15 protein-coding genes are annotated in these 21,055 nt (G+C 33.7%); 6 read left to right on the forward strand and 9 right to left on the reverse strand.

The window, feature by feature from the left end; genetic code table 11:
* The first annotated feature begins 21 nt into the window (after nt 1-21).
* The 4 genes from hutH to NLJ00_RS13795 all read left to right on the forward strand — a co-directional run bounded on the left by hutH (nt 22) and on the right by NLJ00_RS13795 (nt 4,358).
* On the forward strand, nt 22-1,536 hold the full coding sequence (hutH, locus tag NLJ00_RS13780) for a histidine ammonia-lyase (protein WP_256634161.1): 1,515 nt from the start codon (nt 22-24) through the stop codon (nt 1,534-1,536).
* A 48-nt stretch (nt 1,537-1,584) separates the two neighbouring features.
* Nucleotides 1,585-2,229 (forward strand): DUF47 domain-containing protein, encoded by a 645-nt coding sequence (locus tag NLJ00_RS13785; protein WP_053473567.1) that lies wholly within the window; start codon nt 1,585-1,587, stop codon nt 2,227-2,229.
* 30 nt (nt 2,230-2,259) lie between these two features.
* The gene (locus NLJ00_RS13790; protein WP_256634162.1) at nt 2,260-3,600 is read left to right on the forward strand and encodes an inorganic phosphate transporter; all 1,341 of its coding nucleotides are present in this window, start codon (nt 2,260-2,262) and stop codon (nt 3,598-3,600) included.
* Nucleotides 3,601-3,854: 254 nt separating this feature from the next.
* Nucleotides 3,855-4,358 (forward strand): hypothetical protein, encoded by a 504-nt coding sequence (locus NLJ00_RS13795; RefSeq protein WP_256634163.1) that lies wholly within the window; start codon nt 3,855-3,857, stop codon nt 4,356-4,358.
* Nucleotides 4,359-4,381: 23 nt separating this feature from the next.
* Here the strand turns inward: NLJ00_RS13795 and NLJ00_RS13800 are convergent, their stop codons facing one another.
* From NLJ00_RS13800 to NLJ00_RS13810, 3 genes are all read right to left on the reverse strand, one after another.
* On the reverse strand, nt 4,382-4,903 hold the full coding sequence (locus NLJ00_RS13800; RefSeq protein ID WP_053473564.1) for a DUF421 domain-containing protein: 522 nt from the start codon (nt 4,901-4,903) through the stop codon (nt 4,382-4,384).
* Between the two features lie 95 nt (nt 4,904-4,998).
* Nucleotides 4,999-6,369 (reverse strand): 30S ribosomal protein S6--L-glutamate ligase, encoded by a 1,371-nt coding sequence (rimK, locus tag NLJ00_RS13805; RefSeq protein ID WP_256634164.1) that lies wholly within the window; start codon nt 6,367-6,369, stop codon nt 4,999-5,001.
* Nucleotides 6,370-6,509: 140 nt separating this feature from the next.
* Complete coding sequence (locus NLJ00_RS13810; RefSeq protein ID WP_053473561.1) at nt 6,510-9,056, reverse strand: ATP-dependent Clp protease ATP-binding subunit; 2,547 nt, start codon at nt 9,054-9,056, stop codon at nt 6,510-6,512.
* Between the two features lie 258 nt (nt 9,057-9,314).
* On the opposite strand from NLJ00_RS13810, the gene gyrA reads away from it, so the two are divergent.
* Nucleotides 9,315-11,957, forward strand: coding sequence for a DNA gyrase subunit A (gene gyrA / locus NLJ00_RS13815; RefSeq protein ID WP_180857702.1), 2,643 nt, complete (start codon nt 9,315-9,317; stop codon nt 11,955-11,957).
* A 46-nt stretch (nt 11,958-12,003) separates the two neighbouring features.
* Entirely contained in the window at nt 12,004-13,275 is a 1,272-nt protein-coding gene (locus NLJ00_RS13820) for a tetratricopeptide repeat protein (protein ID WP_180857703.1), read from the forward strand.
* A 72-nt stretch (nt 13,276-13,347) separates the two neighbouring features.
* On the opposite strand, the gene NLJ00_RS13825 is transcribed toward NLJ00_RS13820, so the two are convergent.
* From NLJ00_RS13825 to NLJ00_RS13850, 6 genes are all read right to left on the reverse strand, one after another.
* On the reverse strand, nt 13,348-13,767 hold the full coding sequence (locus tag NLJ00_RS13825) for an OsmC family protein (protein ID WP_256634165.1): 420 nt from the start codon (nt 13,765-13,767) through the stop codon (nt 13,348-13,350).
* Nucleotides 13,768-14,325: 558 nt separating this feature from the next.
* Nucleotides 14,326-16,320 (reverse strand): DUF349 domain-containing protein, encoded by a 1,995-nt coding sequence (locus NLJ00_RS13830; RefSeq protein ID WP_256634166.1) that lies wholly within the window; start codon nt 16,318-16,320, stop codon nt 14,326-14,328.
* 246 nt (nt 16,321-16,566) lie between these two features.
* Nucleotides 16,567-17,328, reverse strand: a complete 762-nt coding sequence (locus tag NLJ00_RS13835; protein ID WP_256634167.1) for a lipid A phosphoethanolamine transferase — start codon at nt 17,326-17,328, stop codon at nt 16,567-16,569.
* Between the two features lie 65 nt (nt 17,329-17,393).
* Nucleotides 17,394-18,143: a shikimate dehydrogenase family protein gene (locus NLJ00_RS13840; protein ID WP_256634168.1), complete on the reverse strand. Its 750-nt coding sequence runs from the start codon at nt 18,141-18,143 to the stop codon at nt 17,394-17,396.
* A 2-nt stretch (nt 18,144-18,145) separates the two neighbouring features.
* Complete coding sequence (locus NLJ00_RS13845; RefSeq protein WP_053473553.1) at nt 18,146-19,540, reverse strand: tetratricopeptide repeat protein; 1,395 nt, start codon at nt 19,538-19,540, stop codon at nt 18,146-18,148.
* 156 nt (nt 19,541-19,696) lie between these two features.
* On the reverse strand, nt 19,697-20,890 hold the full coding sequence (locus NLJ00_RS13850; protein ID WP_073482360.1) for an aspartate aminotransferase family protein: 1,194 nt from the start codon (nt 20,888-20,890) through the stop codon (nt 19,697-19,699).
* Between the last annotated feature and the right edge of the window lie 165 nt (nt 20,891-21,055).

Below are 21,055 nucleotides of genomic sequence, written 5' to 3' on the forward strand. Positions count from 1 at the left end.
CACCTTAAATTTAAAAATGTCATGAGAGATATTCATTATATAAGTACTGAAACTATTACGCTTGAAACTTTACAGGAAATTTTAGTAAATGATAAAGCGCTTGAGTTATCTGAGGAAGCTAAAGTAAATGTTCAAAAATGCCGTGATTATTTAGATAAAAAAATGGCATCACTTACGACACCAATTTACGGAATCAATACTGGTTTTGGATCTTTATATAGTGTAAAAATCTCTAATGAAAATTTATCAAAACTTCAGGAAAACTTAGTTAAATCTCACGCTTGCGGAACTGGTGAGGAAGTTCCGGCAGAAATTGTAAAAATGATGCTTTTGCTTAAAATTCAATCTTTAAGCTATGGACATTCTGGAGTACAACTGATTACTTTAAATCGTTTGGTTGACTTTTACAATAATGATATTTTACCGGTAATTTATACGCAAGGTTCACTTGGAGCTTCTGGAGATTTAGCGCCGCTGGCACATTTGTCTTTACCTTTATTAGGAGAAGGAGAAGTTTATTTTGAAGGAAAAAAAGTGGCTTCTGCCGAAGTTTTAAAACATTTTAACTGGGAACCAATTGTTTTGCAGTCAAAAGAAGGTTTGGCTTTATTAAACGGAACGCAGTTTATGAGTGCTTATGGAGCTCATATTTTAATTAAAGCGTATAAATATTCTTATTTGGCAGATTTAATTGGAACTATTTCTTTAGAAGGTTTTGATGGTAGAATTGAACCATTTAATGAATTGATACATTATATACGTCCGCATAAAGGACAAATTGTAACGGCTCAGCGTATTACTGAATTTTTAGACGGAAGCGAAATTATCGCTCAGGAAAAGAAACACGTTCAGGATCCGTATTCTTTCCGTTGTATGCCACAGGTTCACGGCGCTTCAAAAGATGCGATTGATTATGTTAGAAAAGTATTTAAGACCGAAATAAATTCGGTTACTGATAATCCAAATATATTTATTGAAGCCGATCAGATTATTTCGGGAGGAAATTTCCACGGACAGCCTTTGGCATTAGCTTTAGATTTTATGGCAATTGCTTTGGCAGAACTAGGAAGTATTTCTGAAAGAAGAACGTATCAGTTAATTTCCGGTTTACGTAATCTTCCGGCATTTTTAGTTGACAATCCGGGATTAAATTCTGGTTTCATGATTCCACAATATACTGCCGCAAGTATTGCCAGTCAAAACAAACAATTAGCGACTCCGGCTAGTGTTGACAGCATTGTTTCGAGCAACGGACAAGAAGATCATGTGAGCATGGGAGCAAACGGAGCGACGAAAGCCTTACGGGTTTTAGATAATTTAGTGCGTATTTTAGCGATTGAATTGTTGAATGCTTCTCAGGCAGTTGCTTATAGAGAACCTTTAAAATCAAGTGATTTCATCGAAATGTTTTTAAGCAGTTATAGAGAAGTTGTACCGTTGGTTAAGGAAGATAGAATCTTACATTATGATATTGAAAACACAGTTTCGTTCCTAGAGAGTTTCCAAATAGAAAACGATTTGTTAACAATGGCTTAACATTGTAAAATATTATTGAAGTAATTTTGCACTATCAAAAATATAAAAATGTCAATAAACAGTATTTTCCAATTTTTAGTGCCGAAAGACAAAAAATTCTTTCCACTTTTTGAAGAGGCTTCAAGCAATTTAATTGAATTAGCTTCTAATTTACACGAAGCGGTAAACCTTCCATTGAAAGAAAGAGAAATTCTTTTTCAAAAGATTGACGAATTAGAACAAAGAGGAGAGGACATTACACGTCAGACCAACTTGGAATTAAGCAGAAACTTTATCACTCCATTTGACAGAGAGGATATCCATACATTAATTACTTCTATTGATAACGTTGCTGATTACCTTCATGGTGCAGCAAGCCGTATGAGATTGTATCAGGTTGATAAGATTACAAAATCTATCAGAAGAATGACAGAAATTAACCTTGAGGCTTGTCAAAACATTGACAGTGCTGTAAAAGAGTTAAGAAATTTAAAGAATTTTAAAATCATTAAAGATGCTTGTGCCAGAATTAATAAACTGGAAAACAAATCTGATAATGTATATAACAAAGCAGTTTTTGAAATTTTTGAAAACGAAACAGACGCTAAAAATATCATTAAATATAAAGAGGTGTTATCTGTTTTAGAATCAGCAACAGACAAATGTAAGAGTGTTGCGAACATACTAGAATCTATTTCTGTAAAACATTCTTAATTCAATCTTTCATTCTGAAGTTATAATTTTATGACGCTACTTATATTAATTATAGTATTAGCCTTAATTTTTGATTACATCAATGGTTTTCATGATGCGGCAAATGCTATAGCGACTGTTGTTGCTACAAAGGTTTTAACGCCTTTTCAGGCCGTTCTTTGGGCAGCATTTTTTAACTTTTTAGCTTATTGGGTTTTCGGATTTGGTGTTGCAGATACTGTTGCAAAAACAGCGCACACAATGGAAATTAACCTGGTTGTAATTCTTGCCGGGGTTATTGCGGCAATTTGCTGGAATTTATTGACTTGGTGGTTAGGGATTCCTTCAAGTTCTTCTCATACATTAATTGGAGGTTTTGCAGGAGCAGCGGTTGCGCACGCTATTGCAGTTCATGGTTTTTCTGGTTATGTTGAGGACGGAACAACACACTACTGGTATGAAATTGTAAGCTGGTATAAGGCCGGAAAAGATGGCGGAATGCCTTCTGGAGTTCTTATTATTATTGCTTTTATTGTTTTAGCGCCTTTATTAGGAGCTTTGGCATCGTATTTAATTTCAATTTGGTTATTAAATGCTTCTCGTAAAAGTATTTGGCCTAAAGTATTTACTGTAGTTTTAATGATTGCAACTATTTGGTTTGTCTATACACAAATGGTTCCTTACGAAGAAATTAAAGAGCACGGAAAACCTCGTTTTGATTCTCATTTTTGGAGTGTAGCTTTTGATCCTCATAATATTAAATGGTTTTTAGTAGCCTTTATTATTTTAACTGTAAGTGCATTTTGTTTGATATTTAGCAGTTTAAATCTTCATCAGGCTGATGCTGGTTTGAAAAAAATGCAGTTATTATCTTCTGCTGCTTTTAGTTTAGGTCACGGAGGAAATGATTCTCAAAAAGTAATGGGTATTATCGCTGCAGCTGTAGCGGTTTATATCAATACAAATCCTGGAGTTCATATGGATTCATGGTTAAAAGTTGTACTGCCAAATGATGATTTGGGAATAAAAGGAGTAATGCCGGGATGGATTCCGTTAGCTTGTTATTCTGCAATTGCAGCGGGAACTTTAAGTGGTGGATGGAAAATTGTAAAAACAATGGGTTCTAAAATCACAAAAGTAAGTTCATTTGAAGGAGTTGCTGCTGAAACTGCCGGAGCCTTAACGCTTTATTTTACAGAACATTTAAAAATTCCGGTAAGTACAACACATACCATTACAGGATCTATTATTGGTGTTGGATTAACAAAACGTGTTTCTGCAGTTCGCTGGGGAGTTACCGTAAGTTTAGTTTGGGCTTGGATTCTAACAATTCCAATTTCAGCAATATTAGCAGGTTTGGTTTATTTTATACTAAGTTTGTTTATTTCGTAAAATGATTGAACGAAAATGTGAGATGTAAATCGCATTTTGTCTACATAATAAAAAAGCCGATTTCAATTGAAATCGGCTTTTTTTGTTTCGTTTAATTGTAAATGGAAATATGTCTGTAAATGGTGTTTTTATAATTTTTAGCAGTCATTTTTAATATTTTGTAAATTGATATTTGCAGGATTATTAAACATGTAAACTCATTTTCTAAAGTATTGAAATAGATTGAAATGAGTTTTTAAAACTGCTAATCCCAATTGATACATATCTTTAAAAACAATAAGCTTTCACCGCTTTTCTTATTGGTATTTTTTTTGCTTTTCTCTTGTAAAGGCGACGATGATATAAGAAGAATTCGCTTAAAAGTAGATCAAAAGAAAGTGACAAGCAATCCAAATGAAGAATCGGATGTAATTTCCTGTTTTATAAAAGAGTCGGTCAGTAAATCTTTGAAAGGCATAAATACAGATAAATTAAAATATTATACAGTTGAAAGAAATGATACTATTTTAGTAATAGCTAAGGTTAGTGATATGATGGGGATTCAAAAGTCTTCCCGAAAAAAAATGTTATTTGCTATAAATGACTGTCTTATTTCTTCTGAAAGATATTATATGAAAAAGATTTACATTGATGTAGAAGGAAACTTTAGTACACTATTGGTAAAAACACCTATGAGATATGATTTGGATGGGAGGTTTGCGGATGAGGATTTACTTTTATCATTTTATGGTAAATCAAAAATCCCTTTTAAAAAATAAGAAATAAAGTTTTTTGTTTCTCTTTAATTAAAATTTTGAAGACTTTTGTGATTGTGCTTACGTTTATAATGCGTTTGTTTTAATTTTTCCTGATCTTCAGAAATTATACTGATCGTTCCGTCAATTTCTAACATTGCAAGCTTTACATTTTTAAAAAATTCGATTCCATGTTCTCTCATGGCTTCCTTTAATTCTTCGTCAGAAATATCTAATTTACTTAAAGCTTTAAAATCGAGCTTTCCATCATGAATTAATACTTCGGGTTTGTCTAATAAAAGTTCGCCAAAAACCTTGTATTTGCGCGTCAATTTTTTAATGATAAAATTGATTATAAATAAAACTAATGCAGCAATTAAACCTCCCGAAAGACTTGTGTCTGGCCCAACCATTGCATTTTGAACGGAATTACTAATTAGCAAAATCAGAATTATATCTGCCGTATTTAATTGCGAAAGTTCTTTTTTACCAAAAACGCGTAAGGCAATTGTCATGAAAAAATAGACGGCAACGCTTCTTAATATGATATCTAAATAGGGAAAAAGCATGTTTTTTATTTTAAAGTTAAAAAAAAACTTTGTCAAAGTTTTAAAACTTTGACAAAGCTGCTAAATTATTTATTCGGAATTAAGTTTAAATGAACTTAACTCAATTTAAAATTCTTTTCAATTGCTTTGATCATTTCTCCGGCAATATCTTTATTTGTTGCGCCTTCGATTCCTTCAAGACCTGGAGAAGAGTTTACCTCCAATAATAATGGCCCTTTTGAAGAACGAATAATATCCACACCAGCTACTTTTAAATCCATGGCTTTTGCGGCCTTAATCGCGATCTTTTTCTCTTCGGAAGTTACTTTGATTACAGATGCTGTTCCGCCAAGGTGAATATTTGCTCTAAATTCGCCCGGCATTGCTTCACGCTGAATCGCAGCAACCACCTTTCCGTCAATTACAAAACAGCGAATATCTTTTCCGTTTGCTTCTTTGATGAATTCCTGAACTAAGATATTTGCATTTAAACTTTTAAAAGCATTGATAACACTTTCTGCCGCTTTTTTGGTTTCGGCTAAAACAACACCTTTTCCCTGCGTTCCTTCTAATAATTTGACAATTAGAGGAGAACCTCCAACCATCTTAATTAAATCGTCTGTATCCAGCGGAGAATTGGCAAAACCAGTTGTTGGGATATCAATACCGCTGTTTAAAAGCAATTGCAGTGAATATAATTTATCTCTTGATTGTGTTATGGCTGTAGCTGAATTTAAAACGAAAACTTTCAATGCTTCAAACTGACGTGTTAAGGCACAGCCGTAAAAAGTTATACTTGGTCTAATTCGGGGAATTATGGCATCAAACTGATTTAAGATTTTTCCGCCTCTGTAATGAATCTCCGGAGTTTTGGCATCGAGTTTCATGTAACATTCTTTGATGTTCAAAAAATGCATTTCATGGCCGCGCATTTCGCCCGCTTCCATGATTCTTTTATTACTGTATAATTCCGGATTACTGGCTAAAAGACCAATTCGTAAACCAGAACTTGCTTTTTCTGAGTTTTGATATAATTCTTTTAAAGCTTCACTTGTAGGTTGACCAAGTAAGTATTTTTCTTCCGGATCAACCAATACACGTCCGCTCATGGCTTCGCGTCCTAAAAGCATACGGAAACCCATCGAATCACGATTGGTCAAAGTCATTTCGATTGGCCATTTTGAATCGCCAATTCTAATATTGGTCTGAATTACATAACGGTGTTCTCTAAAACCGCTTGAACTTTTTACAATTCTTTTATCAACAAGCGGAGCTTCGCAATGAATGATGGTTTTAATATTATTTTGAATCGGATTAATGTCAAACTTAACCCAATTAGCATCATTTTTTATAAAAGGAGCTATGTTGATAGCGTGCATTGCCGAAGTTTTGGCACCAGAATCGACACGAGCCTTAATTGTCGGGATTCCAAGTTCTGGAAATGCGCACCATTCTTCGCTGCCTAAAATGACTTTGTTTTGAAGCATACTTTGTTTTTTAATTATAGAATTTAAATTCAAAAATAGCTATTTGCTTTTACTAAAGATAGTAAATTATCCAAAAAAAATACCCGTTAAGTTATGAAAACGTAACGGGTGGATTATTTTTGTTATGAATTTTAAGTAATTTATTGATTTGTCGGCTCTTCGGCTTTGTGAATTTCTACCGAAAGTTCTTGTGAATCTTCTTTCAAATCCATCATGATTTCATCGCCTGAATGTATTTTCGAAGTAATGATTTCTTCTGCTAACAAATCTTCAACATATTTTTGAATTGCTCTTTTAAGCGGTCTTGCCCCAAATTGCTTATCAAAACCTTTTTCAGCAATAAATGCTTTGGCTTTGTCTGTTAAGCTTAATTTGTAACCAAGTTCAGCAATACGAGAATAAAGTTTTTTCAATTCGATTTCGATAATCAAATCGATATCTCCTTTTTCTAAACTGTTGAATACAATTACGTCGTCAATTCTGTTTAAGAATTCAGGAGCAAAGGTTTTTTTCAATGCATTTTCGATAATGCTTTTTGAGTTTTCATCGGCCTGAGCTACTTTTGCAGCAGTTCCGAATCCAACACCTTGTCCGAAGTCTTTTAACTGACGGGCTCCAACGTTAGATGTCATGATAATAATAGTGTTTTTAAAGTCAATTTTACGACCTAAACTATCTGTTAAATATCCGTCATCTAAAACTTGTAACATCATATTAAACACATCTGGATGCGCTTTTTCGATCTCATCTAAAAGTACAACGCAATATGGTTTTCTACGAACTTTCTCCGTTAATTGTCCACCTTCTTCGTAACCTACGTATCCCGGAGGCGCTCCAACTAAACGAGAAATTGCAAATTTTTCCATGTATTCGCTCATGTCAATACGAACTAACGCATCTTCAGAATCGAATAATTCTTTTGCTAAAACTTTTGCTAATTGTGTTTTACCAACTCCGGTCTGACCTAAGAAAATAAATGAACCAATTGGTTTATTAGGATCTTTAAGTCCGGCTCTGTTACGTTGAATAGAACGTGCAATTTTAAGAACAGCTTCATTTTGACCAATTACTTTATTTTGAATTAATTGAGGTAATTGTGCTAATTTGTTGCTTTCTGTCTGTGCGATTCTGTTAACAGGAATTCCGGTCATCATAGAAACAACATCGGCTACATTATCTTCTGTAACTTCAATTCTGTTGTTTTTAGAATCTTCTTCCCATTGTTCCTGAGCAACGGCTAGATCTTTTTCAATGCGTTTTTCATCATCGCGAAGTTTGGCAGCTTCTTCATATTTTTGTTTCTTAACTACCATGTTTTTCATTTCGCGAACTTCTTCTAACTGACGTTCTAAATCCAAAATTTGTTTTGGAACATCAATATTAGTAATGTGAACACGAGATCCGGCTTCGTCCATAGCGTCAATAGCTTTGTCCGGTAAGAAACGCTCAGACATATATCTGTTTGTTAATTTCACACAAGCTTCAATTGCTTCCTGTGTATAAGTAACGTTGTGGTGGTCTTCGTATTTGTCTTTTACGTTGTTCAAAATCGCGATTGTTTCTTCAACAGAAGTTGGTTCAACAATTACTTTTTGGAAACGTCTTTCTAAAGCACCATCTTTTTCAATATATTGTCTGTACTCATCAAGAGTTGTAGCACCAATACATTGTATTTCTCCTCTTGCTAATGCAGGTTTGAACATATTTGAAGCATCAAGTGAGCCTGTTGCTCCTCCAGCTCCTACAATAGTGTGGATTTCATCAATAAAAAGAATAATGTCATCGTTTTTCTCCAGCTCGTTCATTACGGCTTTCATTCTTTCTTCAAACTGGCCTCTGTATTTTGTTCCGGCAACTAAACTTGCCAAATCCAATGTTACAACACGTTTGTGAAAAAGAATACGGGATACTTTCTTCTGGATAATACGCAAAGCAAGTCCTTCTGCAATAGCAGATTTACCAACTCCGGGCTCTCCAATAAGAAGCGGATTGTTCTTTTTTCTTCGGCTTAAAATTTGTGAAACACGTTCAATTTCTTTTTCGCGTCCTACAACAGGATCTAGTTTTCCTTCTTCAGCCATTTCTGTTAAATCTCTCCCAAAATTATCTAAAACAGGCGTTTTAGATTTTTTGTTTGACTTATTGGCTGGATTATTAAAACTACTTTCCTTTAGACTGTCATCTTGTCCTGAATCGTCATTGTACGATTCGTTTCTTGGCAAGTTTTCTAAGAATTCTTCTTCGTTTGGCGTCATGTTTAAATATTGTTCTTTAGCTATGTCATAATCTATTTTTAGCTTATTCAATAGCTTGGTTGTTGGATCGTTTTCGTTTCGTAAGATGCATAAAAGCAAGTGAGCTGTGCTAATCGACGAACTTTGAAATACTTTAGCTTCAAGAAAAGTGGTCTTCAATGCCCTTTCGGCCTGTCGGGTCAGATGAAGGTTTTTCTTTTCGGCATTTATCTCAACGCTCTGGTTGGCTGGACTCAGTATTTCTACCTTCCTGCGTAAATGGTCTAGATCGACTGCTAGGTTATTAAGTATATGAATAGCTTTTCCGTTACCATCTCTTAAAATGCCCAGCATTAGATGCTCAGTACCAATAAAGTCGTGTCCTAAACGAAGGGCTTCTTCCTTACTGTATGTAATAACATCTTTTACTCTTGGTGAAAAATTATCATCCATAATATATAATTGGTATTGTAAATTTAATGAATTACAGTTTGAAAAACAAAAACCATACCCATCGAGAACTACTGTCAGCTAATTGACAAAAAAAATAACAATAAAAGCGTTAAAAAACGCTTAATTTATTAACTAAAACCTAAAATAAAGTTGTTAATAAATCATTTAAATAAGTGTAAGGAAATAGCTGAAAAAATTTTAAAAAAACGTATCTTGGCACGCTTTGAAACTAATGTAATTATTAAAACATAACAACTTATGTCTGAAGGAGAAAAGTTAATTCCTATTAACATTGAAGATGAAATGAAATCAGCTTACATCGATTATTCGATGTCAGTAATTGTATCGAGAGCACTTCCTGATGTTAGAGATGGCTTGAAACCAGTGCATCGAAGAGTTCTTTACGGAATGTATGATTTAGGTGTAACTTCAAGATCTGCCCACAAAAAATCTGCGAGAATTGTAGGGGAGGTTTTAGGTAAGTATCACCCACACGGTGATACCTCTGTTTATGATGCAATGGTTCGTATGGCTCAGGAATGGAGTATGCGATATTTATTAGTTGACGGTCAGGGTAACTTTGGTTCTGTTGATGGTGACAGTCCGGCAGCAATGCGTTATACTGAGGCGAGAATGCGTAAAATATCTGAGGATATTATGGCAGACATCGAAAAAGAAACAGTTGACTTTCAATTAAACTTTGACGATACTTTATATGAGCCAAAAGTAATGCCTACAAGAGTTCCTACCTTATTAGTAAATGGAGCAACAGGTATTGCAGTAGGTATGGCGACTAATATGCCGCCGCACAATTTAACAGAAGTTATTAACGGTACATTAGCGTACCTTGATAATAATGATATCGAAGTTGACGAATTAATGACACATATTAAAGCTCCGGATTTTCCAACCGGTGGTGTAATATATGGTTATGAAGGCGTTCGCGAAGCTTTTAAAACTGGTAGAGGACGTATTGTTATGCGTGCCAAAGTTGGTTTTGAAGAAGTTGATGGAAGAGAATGTATTATTGTTACCGAAATTCCATATCAGGTTAACAAAGCCGAGATGATCAAACGTACGGCTGATTTAGTTAATGATAAAAAAATTGAAGGTATTGCAAATATTCGTGACGAGTCTGATAGAAACGGTATGCGTATCGTTTATATCCTGAAACGTGATGCTACACCAAACGTAGTATTAAATACCTTATATAAATTCACATCATTACAATCTTCTTTTAGTGTAAATAATATTGCACTTGTAAAAGGACGTCCTCAAATGTTGAATCTAAAAGATATGATTCACTACTTTATTGAGCACCGTCATGATGTTGTAGTTCGTAGAACTCAATTTGAATTACGTAAAGCTGAAGAAAGAGCACATATCTTAGAAGGATTAATTATTGCTTCTGATAATATTGATGAAGTAATTGCGATCATCAGAGGTTCTAAAAACACAGAAGAAGCGCGTGAAAAATTAATTGAAAGATTCAGTTTGTCAGACATTCAGGCCCGAGCTATTGTTGAGATGCGTTTACGTCAGTTAACAGGTCTGGAGCAAGATAAATTAAGAGCTGAGTTTGAGGAATTAATGAAATTAATCGAGCACTTAAAAGCTTTATTAGCAGATGTTAATTTAAGAACTAACTTAATTAAGGAAGAACTTGAAGAAATTCGTGAGAAATACGGAGACGAACGTCGTTCTACTATTGAATATTCTGGTGGAGATGTAAGTATCGAAGATTTGATTGCTGATGAAAATGTGGTTATTACAATTTCGCATGCAGGTTATATCAAACGTACCAACTTAACAGAATATAAAACTCAAAATAGAGGCGGAGTTGGTCAAAAAAGCGCAGGAACAAGAGATCAGGATTTCCTTGAACATATGTTCGTTGCAACCAACCACCAATATATGATGTTCTTTACCCAAAAAGGAAAATGTTTCTGGATGCGTGTTTACGAAATTCCGGAAGGAAGTAAAACCGCTAAAGGTAGAGCAATTCAAAACTTAGTGAATATTGAAAGCGACGATAAAGTAAAAGCTTTCATTTGTACACAAGACTTAAAAGACAAAGATTATATCAATACGCATAACCTTGTAATGGTTACGAAACAAGGACAGGTTAAGAAAACTTCTTTAGAGAAATATTCTAAGCCTCGTGTAAATGGAGTTGCCGCTATTACAATTAAGGAAGGTGATGAATTACTTGAAGCTAAATTAACTGACGGTGAAAGCCAAATTATCCTGGCAGTTAAGTCTGGTAAATTGGTTCGTTTTGAAGAAACCAAAACACGTCCGATGGGAAGAACAGCTTCCGGAGTTCGTGGAATTTCTTTAAAAGATGATACTGATGAAGTAATTGGTATGGTTACTGTAGCTAAAAATGATGTTGCTGATTCTCAAATATTAGTGGTAACTGAAAACGGATACGGAAAACGTACCAAATTAGTTGACGACGATGGAGAAGATGTGTACAGAATTACAAACCGTGGAGGTAAAGGGGTGAAAACGCTAAATATCACGGAGAAAACAGGAAAATTAATTTCGATTAATGCCGTTACAGATTCTGATGATTTAATGATCATCAACAAGTCCGGATTAACAATTAGAATGGCAATTGAGGATTTACGTGTTATGGGACGTGCTACTCAAGGTGTTAGATTGATTAACCTAAAAGGAAAAGATTCTATCGCTGCTGTTACAAAAGTTATGAAAGATGATGTAGAAGAAGTTATTGTAGATGAAGATGGTAATGTTGTTGAATCTGCAATTGAAAGAGTTAAGCCGGATCTGGATGAAGTTCTTGAAGATGATGGAACTGCTGACGACGACGACGATGACGCTGATGATGTAGTGGAAGACGACGATGACTCTGAAGAAGAAGAATCGGAAGAATAGAAATAAAACCACAAGAAAATTAAATTAAATATACAAATTGAACATTATGAAAAGTAAATATGTTATACTAGCGTCAGCATTACTGATTTCTGTAGCTACATTTGCTCAAAAAGATCAGATTAAAAATGCTGAAAAAGCATTGAAAAGCGGTGATGCACAAGGAGCACTTGCGCAGCTAAAAGATGCTGAAAACTCTATAGTAAATGCAAAAGATACGGAGCAGGCTCAATATTATTTTGTACAAGGAAATGCTTATTTGGACCTTGCAACTAAAAAAGTTGAAGAAAGTAAAAACTTAACTGCAGCGGCTGACAGCTATAAAAAATTGATTGATGTTGAAAATACATCTGGAAAACAGAAATATTCAACTCAGGCAGCGGCTTCGATTACAAATATCAAAGGTTTGTTGATTAACTCAGCGATCGCTGATACTCAGGCAAACAAACATTCTGACGGTGCTAAAAAATTATATGATGCTTACCAGTTAGATAAAAAAGATACTATCAATCTTTACTATGCAGCATCTACAGCAGTAAACGCACAGGATTTTGATACAGCGCTTCCAATGTATGAAGAGTTGAAAAAATTAAATTATTCTGGTAAAGGAACTTTATATTTAGCTACAAACAAAGCGAATAACAATGAAGATAACTTTGCTAATGCTAAAGAAAGAGATTTAGCTATAAAATTAGGAACTCACGAAAAACCTAAAACAGAAGCTATTCCTTCAAAAAGAGGAGAAATCTACAAAAACTTAGCATTGATTTTAGTTCAAAAAGGAAAAATCGAAGATGCTAAAAAAGCAATTGCTGACGCTAGAAAAACAAATCCGGATGACAGCTCTTTGATTCTTACAGAAGCTAACTTATACCTTGAAACAAAAGATTACGATCAGTATAAAAAATTAGTTGGAGAAGCTTTGCAAAAAGATCCAAACAATGCTGATTTAGTATTTAACTTAGGAGTATTAAGTGCAAATTCTAAGAATGAAGCTGACGCTGAGAAATACTATTTAAAAGCTATCGAAATCAATCCAAACTATACTAATGCATACCTTAACCTTGCTGCATTAAAATTAGAAGCTGAAAAACCAATCATTGACGAAATGAATAAATTGGGTACTTCTGCAAAAGATATGAAACGTTACGACGTTTTAAAAGCACAAAGAGAAGGCGTTTTTAAAGGTGTAATTCCTTACCTTAAAAAAGCAAATGAATTAGATCCTAAAAACGAAGATGTTGCTAAAACATTATTAGGAGTTTATAAAGCATTAGAAATGACTGCTGAAGCAAAAGCTTTAAAAGCAACAATGAACTAATATTAGTCATTTTATTATATAAAAAAACCATCCTGTAAAACGGGATGGTTTTTTTTATGCTTAGAAAATAAATTAACTCACCAATGTTACTGATAAAGTTATAGTCGTATTTAAAAGTTTTGAAATTGGGCAGATTTCTTTTGCTTTCGCAGCCGTTTTTTCAAACTCTTCTGCAGATATTGATGGCACTTTTCCTTTTAAATCTAAATGAATTAAAGTTATCGTTCCGTCTTCAAAAGTTACTGTAGCTTCTGTAGACAAATCATCTGCAGTGAAACCGCCTTCGTTAAGTAAAAAGCTTAACTGCATTGTAAAACAGCCAGAATGCGCCGCTGCAACTAATTCTTCAGGGTTTGTTCCAACTCCGTCTGCAAATCTTGTTTTAAAAGACAATTGTGCGTTATCTAATGTTGTACTTTGTGTACTTATTGTTCCTTTTCCTTCCATGCCGGTTCCTTGCCAGTTGGCATTTGCTTTTCTTGTAAATTTCATGTTCTTCTTATTTAAAAATTAGTATTAAATGTTATTTGTTTGATTGCCAGTAATAGTGGTAACTCAAATATAATCAATATTTTGCAGAATAGTTTTACGAAATTTAATGAGAATGTTAAGTTTTAGGTTTTGTTGAAAGTTGAATTGTGGAGTTTTAACGCAAAGAACGCTAAGGATTTGCGCAAAGTTTGCAAAGTTTTTGTTTTTACACCATTGTATAAAGTTCGCAAAGTTTTGTCTTGACAACGGCTTTGCGAACTTATGTTTTCAAACATTCCTTAATAAAAAAATCTTTGCGGTCTTTGCGTTAAAAAAATAACGCTAAGGATTTGCGCAAAGTTTGCAAAGTTTTTGTTTTTACACCATTGTATAAAGTTCGCAAAGCTTTGTCTTGACAACAGCTTTGCGAACTTATGTTTTTAAACATTCCTTAATAAAAAAAATCTTTGCGGTCTTTGCGTTAAAAAATGAGCGCAAAAATAAACACAAAAAAAAGGTGCAATGAATTTCATTACACCTTTTATATTTAAATGGTTTCGACTTCGCTCAACCTGACAATTATTCCGGCTGATTTAAGTTTCTTAATTGTTTCAATTTATCTTTCCATACTTCAAGGCTTTCTTTGTGAATAGCAATGTTTTTACGTACTTCCGTAACAATTGAATTCTCTTTTTTAGCATTTTTAGTATTGGTAAAGAACTGGATGTTATTTTCTAACTGGAAAATTTCATTTTGAACTTCTTCAATTTTACGCATAATGAAAATCTTTTCATTATCTAATTTTCTTGTATCGTTACTGTCTGATAACGAATCAATTCTATTAGAGAAACGCATCATTTCAGATTCTTTTTTGCTTAAACTTAGTTTCTCAAAAAGAGCATCTAAAATTTTATTGAATTTCCCTTCAATATGACGTCTTGAAAAAGGTACTTTTCCGTAACCTTTCCAGATTTCAATATGTTGTTTTATAGCATCAAGATCTGTTTTGTGATCACCAGTTAACTGGTAAGCTCTCAAAATATCCAAATAAGCTTTTTTGTTGTCAAATGCAGCAACCTCATCAGCATTTTCTTCTGATTTGTGTTCTTTTAATTTATCAAAATAATGGTTGCACGCATCTTTAAATTCTTTCCAGATTTTATCTGAATATTTCTTAGGAACATGACCAATCTGTTTCCATTCTTCCTGAATTTGCTTCATGATGGGAGTAGTAGAACCAAAATCTGTGCTTTCCTGCAATTCTTTGGCTTTAGCTACAAGAGCCATTTTTTTATTTAAATTGTCGTTTTGATCTTTCTTGATGTCCTTATAAAATGAATTTTTAAAGGCATTGAAATTTCTAACAGCTATTTTAAATGCGGCCCAGGTTTCTTCATTTACTTCAGAAGGAACTTTACCTGCAGCGAAAAACTCATTTCTTAAAGCTTCTACTTTTTGAATCTGAACAAGCCATTGCGAGTGCGAGTTTACTTTTTCAGTTCCTAAAACCTCGATTTTAGAAATAATTTCTTTTTTAGCTTCAAGATTTTGCTGTTCGTTTGCTCTTTGGCTTTCGAATAAAACTTCTCTTTTATCGTGAATTTTTTTCGTCAGTTCGCTAAATTTATTCCAGATAGAATCACGGTGTTCTTTAGAAACAGGACCAATATCTTCTTTCCAAAGTCTGTGTAAATCCTGCAATTCACGAAACGCTTTACTTATGTCGGTTTCATTTACAAGCTCTTCAACTCTTGCAATGATTTTTTGTTTTTGTTCTAAATTGTGTTTAAAATCTAAATCACGTGCTTCACGATCTAAATGCAGATAATCATAAAAATTTTCTACATGAAAGTGGTAATTGTTCCAAACGTGATTGTATTTGTCTTTTGGAATTGCTCCGGCATTTTTCCATCTTTCTCTCAAATCATTAAAATGCTTAAGAGTGTCTTTTATATTGGCCTGCGGATTTATAAGTTCCTTTAATTCCTCAACTATTGCAAGTCTGTTTTCTAAATTAGATTTTAGATTAGTTTGTAAATGTTTAAAGTGAGCATTTCTTTTCTCTCTAAAAATATTATAATATTCATCAAACTTAGATTTTAGAGGAGAATGATATTCAAATTCTTCATTTGGATCTTCTTTTGAAGCATTAAATTCTTCTCTTTTTTCTTCTATAAGATGGTTGTATTGCAGTAAAAATGATTTTTTGATTTCCTCAATATGATCTTTTACAGACATTGTTTTGTCTATATTAACCAATTTTTTAAGCTCGTCTACCAGTGCATCCAAAGAAAAAGTATCATAATCCTTCATAGGAATATCATGACGCTCTTTTAGCGTTTCATCTTCACTTTCTTCGGCGTTTGAATTTGTTATGGCATCTAATGCACTTTGATGATCAGTTTCTTCAATTTCTGCTGTTTCTTCAACTTCATTTTCAGGGCTTGAAACAGGATTATCAGTTACGGTTTCAGGTTCTGCAGCTTCAACTGTATCATCTTGTGTAGAATCACTAATATCGATTCCTAACTTTCCGTCTGCATCTTGCAGGTTATCATTCTTTTCTTCTAACATTTTAAATGTATAAGGTTTTTACTTTAAACAGAGCGAAAGATAGTAAAGGTGTTTCTAACTACAAAATAAATCGTTTGTTTATGCTGTATTTTACGATGAAATTCTTATTCTTTACTATCATTTACACCTTTGATATGTTAATTTTTATAAATTGTTTGAAGGAAATAAAAATTTCAATTTCCCATTATTTTTAGAAGATTGAAGTTAAACTAATGATTTTAAACAGAAACTTTTGTCGATTTCTGATTAAAATAAAATCAGCATTCCAACTTCAATTCCCCAATTATAAGATTTATGATTTCCAAAACCAACGCTCGGATGGATATATGTCATATCATTTGCCGTTATTTTTCGGCCAAATTCTACAAAAGCATTATTTGGAAACCCTTTATTTGTGTTATTATATCTAAAAGCGGCATCGGCAGCAAACCAGTTTTTTCCAAAAATATACATAAAGTAATTTTCAAAAGATGTCGTATTGATATCGCTTCTGTTGTCTGATCCTGCAAAACTGGATTGGTTTTCTAAGGAACTTATCCATAAAAATTTATTCATGACCAGGTATTTTCCATAGAAAACAGCAGGAGCAACAACCCATTTTCCTGATCCCAAAGCAGGATCAACGGCCGAGTTTGATATAACCCGAGCACGAAAAGCAACTCCGCCATTTTTATGTTCTAAGTAAGGAATATAGCTGATTCCGACACCTATATCTCCAATTCCGGTTTTATTTATAGAAGAAGTATTAGTAGAAATCAATGGAAGATCAACTCTTAAATTCCAGGCCTTATTGGCAATAGGATGTAAAAATCGGAGCTGTGTTGTATTAAACGAACCGGAATCAGTATCTAAATATTCATTAAAAAGTAAAATCGTTTTTAAATAATAATGATATCGGGCTTCTGTATATACACTACTTGCGGTCTCATTTGTGTTTTGAGATTCCTGTGCTGTAGAAGCAAGTGAAATAAAAAATAAAATGCAGAAGTAAAGTATTGATTTTTTCATAACTATCTACAAATGAGTAGACTAATTTACAAAAATTACTTTAATTTCCTACATTCCAAGTTTTTTTATTTGTTCCAGATTTTCCAGGCTTTCTCTGCCTGAAATATAAGCATATCATATCCGTTTTTAATTACGGCACCTCTTTCTTTGGCATTTTTAAGAAATTGAGTTTCGGCAGGATTATAAATCAAATCGTATGCAATGTGTTTTTCTGTAAAAAACTCATAAGGAAGGTCAGGACAAGCTTCTATGTTAGGACTTGTACCAACTGGTGTGCAATTGATTATAATTTGATAATTGTCAAAAGTAGTAGCATTAATCAAGTTGTAATCAATGATATTTTCTTTTGCTTCTCTGGAAACAAAAGTATAAAGAATACCCAGTTCATCCAGTGCAAAAGCTACACCTTTTGAAGCACCGCCGGTACCAAGGATTAATGCCTTTTTATGATGCGGTTCTAATAAAGGTTTTAATGATTTTTTAAAGCCATAATAATCGGTGTTGTAACCTTTTAGCTTTCCGTTTTTGGTAAACTTAATAGTATTTACAGCACCAATTAAAGCTGCTTTTTTTGATAGTTTATCTAAAAAAGGAATTACCTGTTCTTTATAAGGAATTGTAACGTTTAAACCTTTCAAATCCGGATTGTTTTTTAATAATCCTGTAAAATGGCTGATCTCAGAAATGTCGAAGTTTTCATAGCTGTTGCCGACGAAAATTTCATCATTAAATTTTTCTGTAAAATAACCTTTTGAAAATGAGTAACTAATATTACGGCCCAATAAGCCAAAACGCCTTTTTAAAATATCAATCATTATTATTTTCTGTGTTTTTCGATATAATTTCTAACTGTTTTTTTTGTCCAAACTACCGGAAATAAATCTTCGATAAGAATATAATTATCAAAGTTCAAACGCAATCCATTACTTAAATGGAATTTTGCTTTTGTATTGTCCTGAATCATAAAATACAATCCTGCCAAACGATATTCGATTTCGTTTTCTTCCGGAAAATATTCTGAAGCCTGAAGCAAGGTTTGAATAGCACTTTCAAATTCTCCTAAAAATTGAAGAATATCAACCCAATATAACCAGGTATCAAGAGCATAATCTCCAAATTCAACTGCTTTTCTGTATCCAAATTCAGCTTCTTCAAAAAAGTTCATTTGTTTATTGATCGTTGCATAACGTTTCCAATACAAACGATTTTGATTGTCGATTGCTAATGCTTTATTGACAAAAAATAAGGCTTTTTGAAAATTCTTTTGGCGAACATGAAAATCTGTAATCGCAATCCAGCCTTTATCTAAAAGCGGATCTTCGTGAACAGTCTGGTTGTAATATTGAAGCGCTTTTACAGCATTTCCTAATTTTTCATAACATTTACCAATACGAAGTAAAGCATATGAAGTCGCATCGTCTAATTCAATTGTACGATTGTAGCTTTCGATAGCTTCATTGTACTTTTTAAGACGCTCGTAAGCTTTTGCCTTTTCCATAAATGCACCTAAAAACTCATCGTCGATTAGGGTTGCATAGTCAAAAGCACGAATAGCACTTTCATATTCTTTTACGCCATAATGCAGTCTTCCAAGCTGGTGCCATGCAATTTCGCTATATGGGTTTTTGTTGATGTAGTCGTTCAGATAAACAATAGCTTCCTGATTTTGATCTAAAAATTCAAAACAGTAAACTACGTTATATAAGGCAGATTGATCTTCTAAATCTTCTTCAAGACATTTAATGAAGCTCTCTTTTGCCAGTTCAAGATTATCCATAAAAAGATATTCCATTCCAATCAAGTTGTACACGTCGGCATAATCATCTGTATATTGCAGGGCAATTTTAAGTAATTCTACCGCTTTTTCGTGTTGATCTCTTTTAGAACAAATATTTGCTTTTTGGATATAAATTTCCTCGTTGTTTGGTTCGATTGCATACAACTCGTTTAAAAGCTTCTCAGCTATTTCAAGTTTGTCTTCGTAAACCAGCATTTCTACTTGTACTAATTTTAAGCCTGTAGATTTTGGATGTTGGTCTAATGCAAGTTTTAAGGCCTTTTTTGCTAAATTAGCCTTGCCTATATCTAAATAATGAAGAATAATTTCTTCAAATTCTTCAGAATCAAAAAAGAGTACTTTGTTAGTTTTTAACATCGACTCAAATTTCGATAAGGATAGGTTATAATCTTCTTCTTCGTTGCTTAATTGCATACTTTGTTTTATTTGAAATTAGCCTGTTATAAATTTAGGCAACCATATAATTGATGTGGGGAAGGGAAATTAATTGTTTTGAACAATTTAATTAACAATGAATTTAGAATTTACGTCCCAAATGTAGTTATAATCTTCTGATCTTTAAAAGATTATTTAATTATTGCCCGCTTTTAATATTTCATCCATAACATTTAAAATTATGGAACATCCTTCTCTTATTTCTTCTTCAGAAATCGTAAGCGGCGGCGTTATCCGGATTGCACATCCTTCAAACAAAAGCCAAAACAGTATTAGCCCTTTATCCTGACAGTTTAAAATAACCTGATTCGTTATTTCTGCCGTTTCAGTCATCGCTGCGAGCATTAATCCCTTTCCTCTAACTTCCTTTATCAAAGGATGTACCAAAAGCGATCTGAACAGTTTTTCCTTTTCTAAGGCTTCCTGCATTAAATTTGTCTCAGTTAATTCCTGCAAAGTAGCTAAACAAGCTGACGCAATGACAGGATGACCTCCAAATGTGGTGATATGTCCCAATTTAGGATTTTCGGTTAAAAGGTCCATTCTTTCGGCCGAAGCAGTAAAAGCGCCAACCGGCATTCCGCCTCCCATACCTTTTCCCATAACAACAATATCTGGAACTACATCGTAGGTTTGAAAGCCAAAAAGCTTTCCTGTTCTTCCAAAACCCGGCTGAATCTCATCTACAATCATCAACGCTCCAACCTCGTCACAACGCTTACGGACTTTTTGCAGAAAGTTATTTTCCGGCTGAATAAACCCAGCGCCGCCCTGAATTGTTTCTAAAAGAATGGCTGCGGTTCTGGTTGTTATTTTTTCTAAATCGGCTTCGTTATTAAATGTAATGAAATCTACATCCGGAAGCAAAGGACGAAAAGCTCGTTTGCGTTCTTCAAATCCCATAACACTCATAGAACCCATCGTGTTTCCGTGATAGGCGTTATGGCAAGAAATAAGCTGACTGCGTCCTGTTGTTCGTTTTGCTAGTTTTAAAGCGCCTTCGATTGCTTCTGTTCCTGAATTTACTAAATACGTTTTGTTTAGTGATTCTGGAAGGAGTGAGGCCATTAATTTGCAATACTGAACTGCCGGACTTTGCGAATATTCTCCGTAAACCATTACGTGCGAATATTTGTCTAACTGGTCTTTTATAGCCTGATTTACTCTGGGATGCTGATGTCCAAGCGTACAAGCCGAAACTCCGGCAACAAAATCTAAATATTTTTTATCGTTTGTATCGTATATGTATGATCCAATGGCGTGCGAAACTTCCATTCCTAAAGGATAAGGAGAAGTTTGTGCCTGGTATTTTATAAAATCTGGGTTCATTTTTTTTAAGATGCTAAGTTGCTAAGGTTCTTAGATTTTTGTTTCAGGTTTAAAGTTTCAGGTTGCTGAAAACTGTGACTGCGACTGAAAATTGAAACTAAGACTATTTTTTTAACGCAAAGATCGCAAAGATTTACGCAAAGTTTGTAAGGTTAAAATCTAAGA

This window comes from Flavobacterium panici, assembly GCF_024499525.1.
Lineage (GTDB): Bacteria > Bacteroidota > Bacteroidia > Flavobacteriales > Flavobacteriaceae > Flavobacterium > Flavobacterium panici.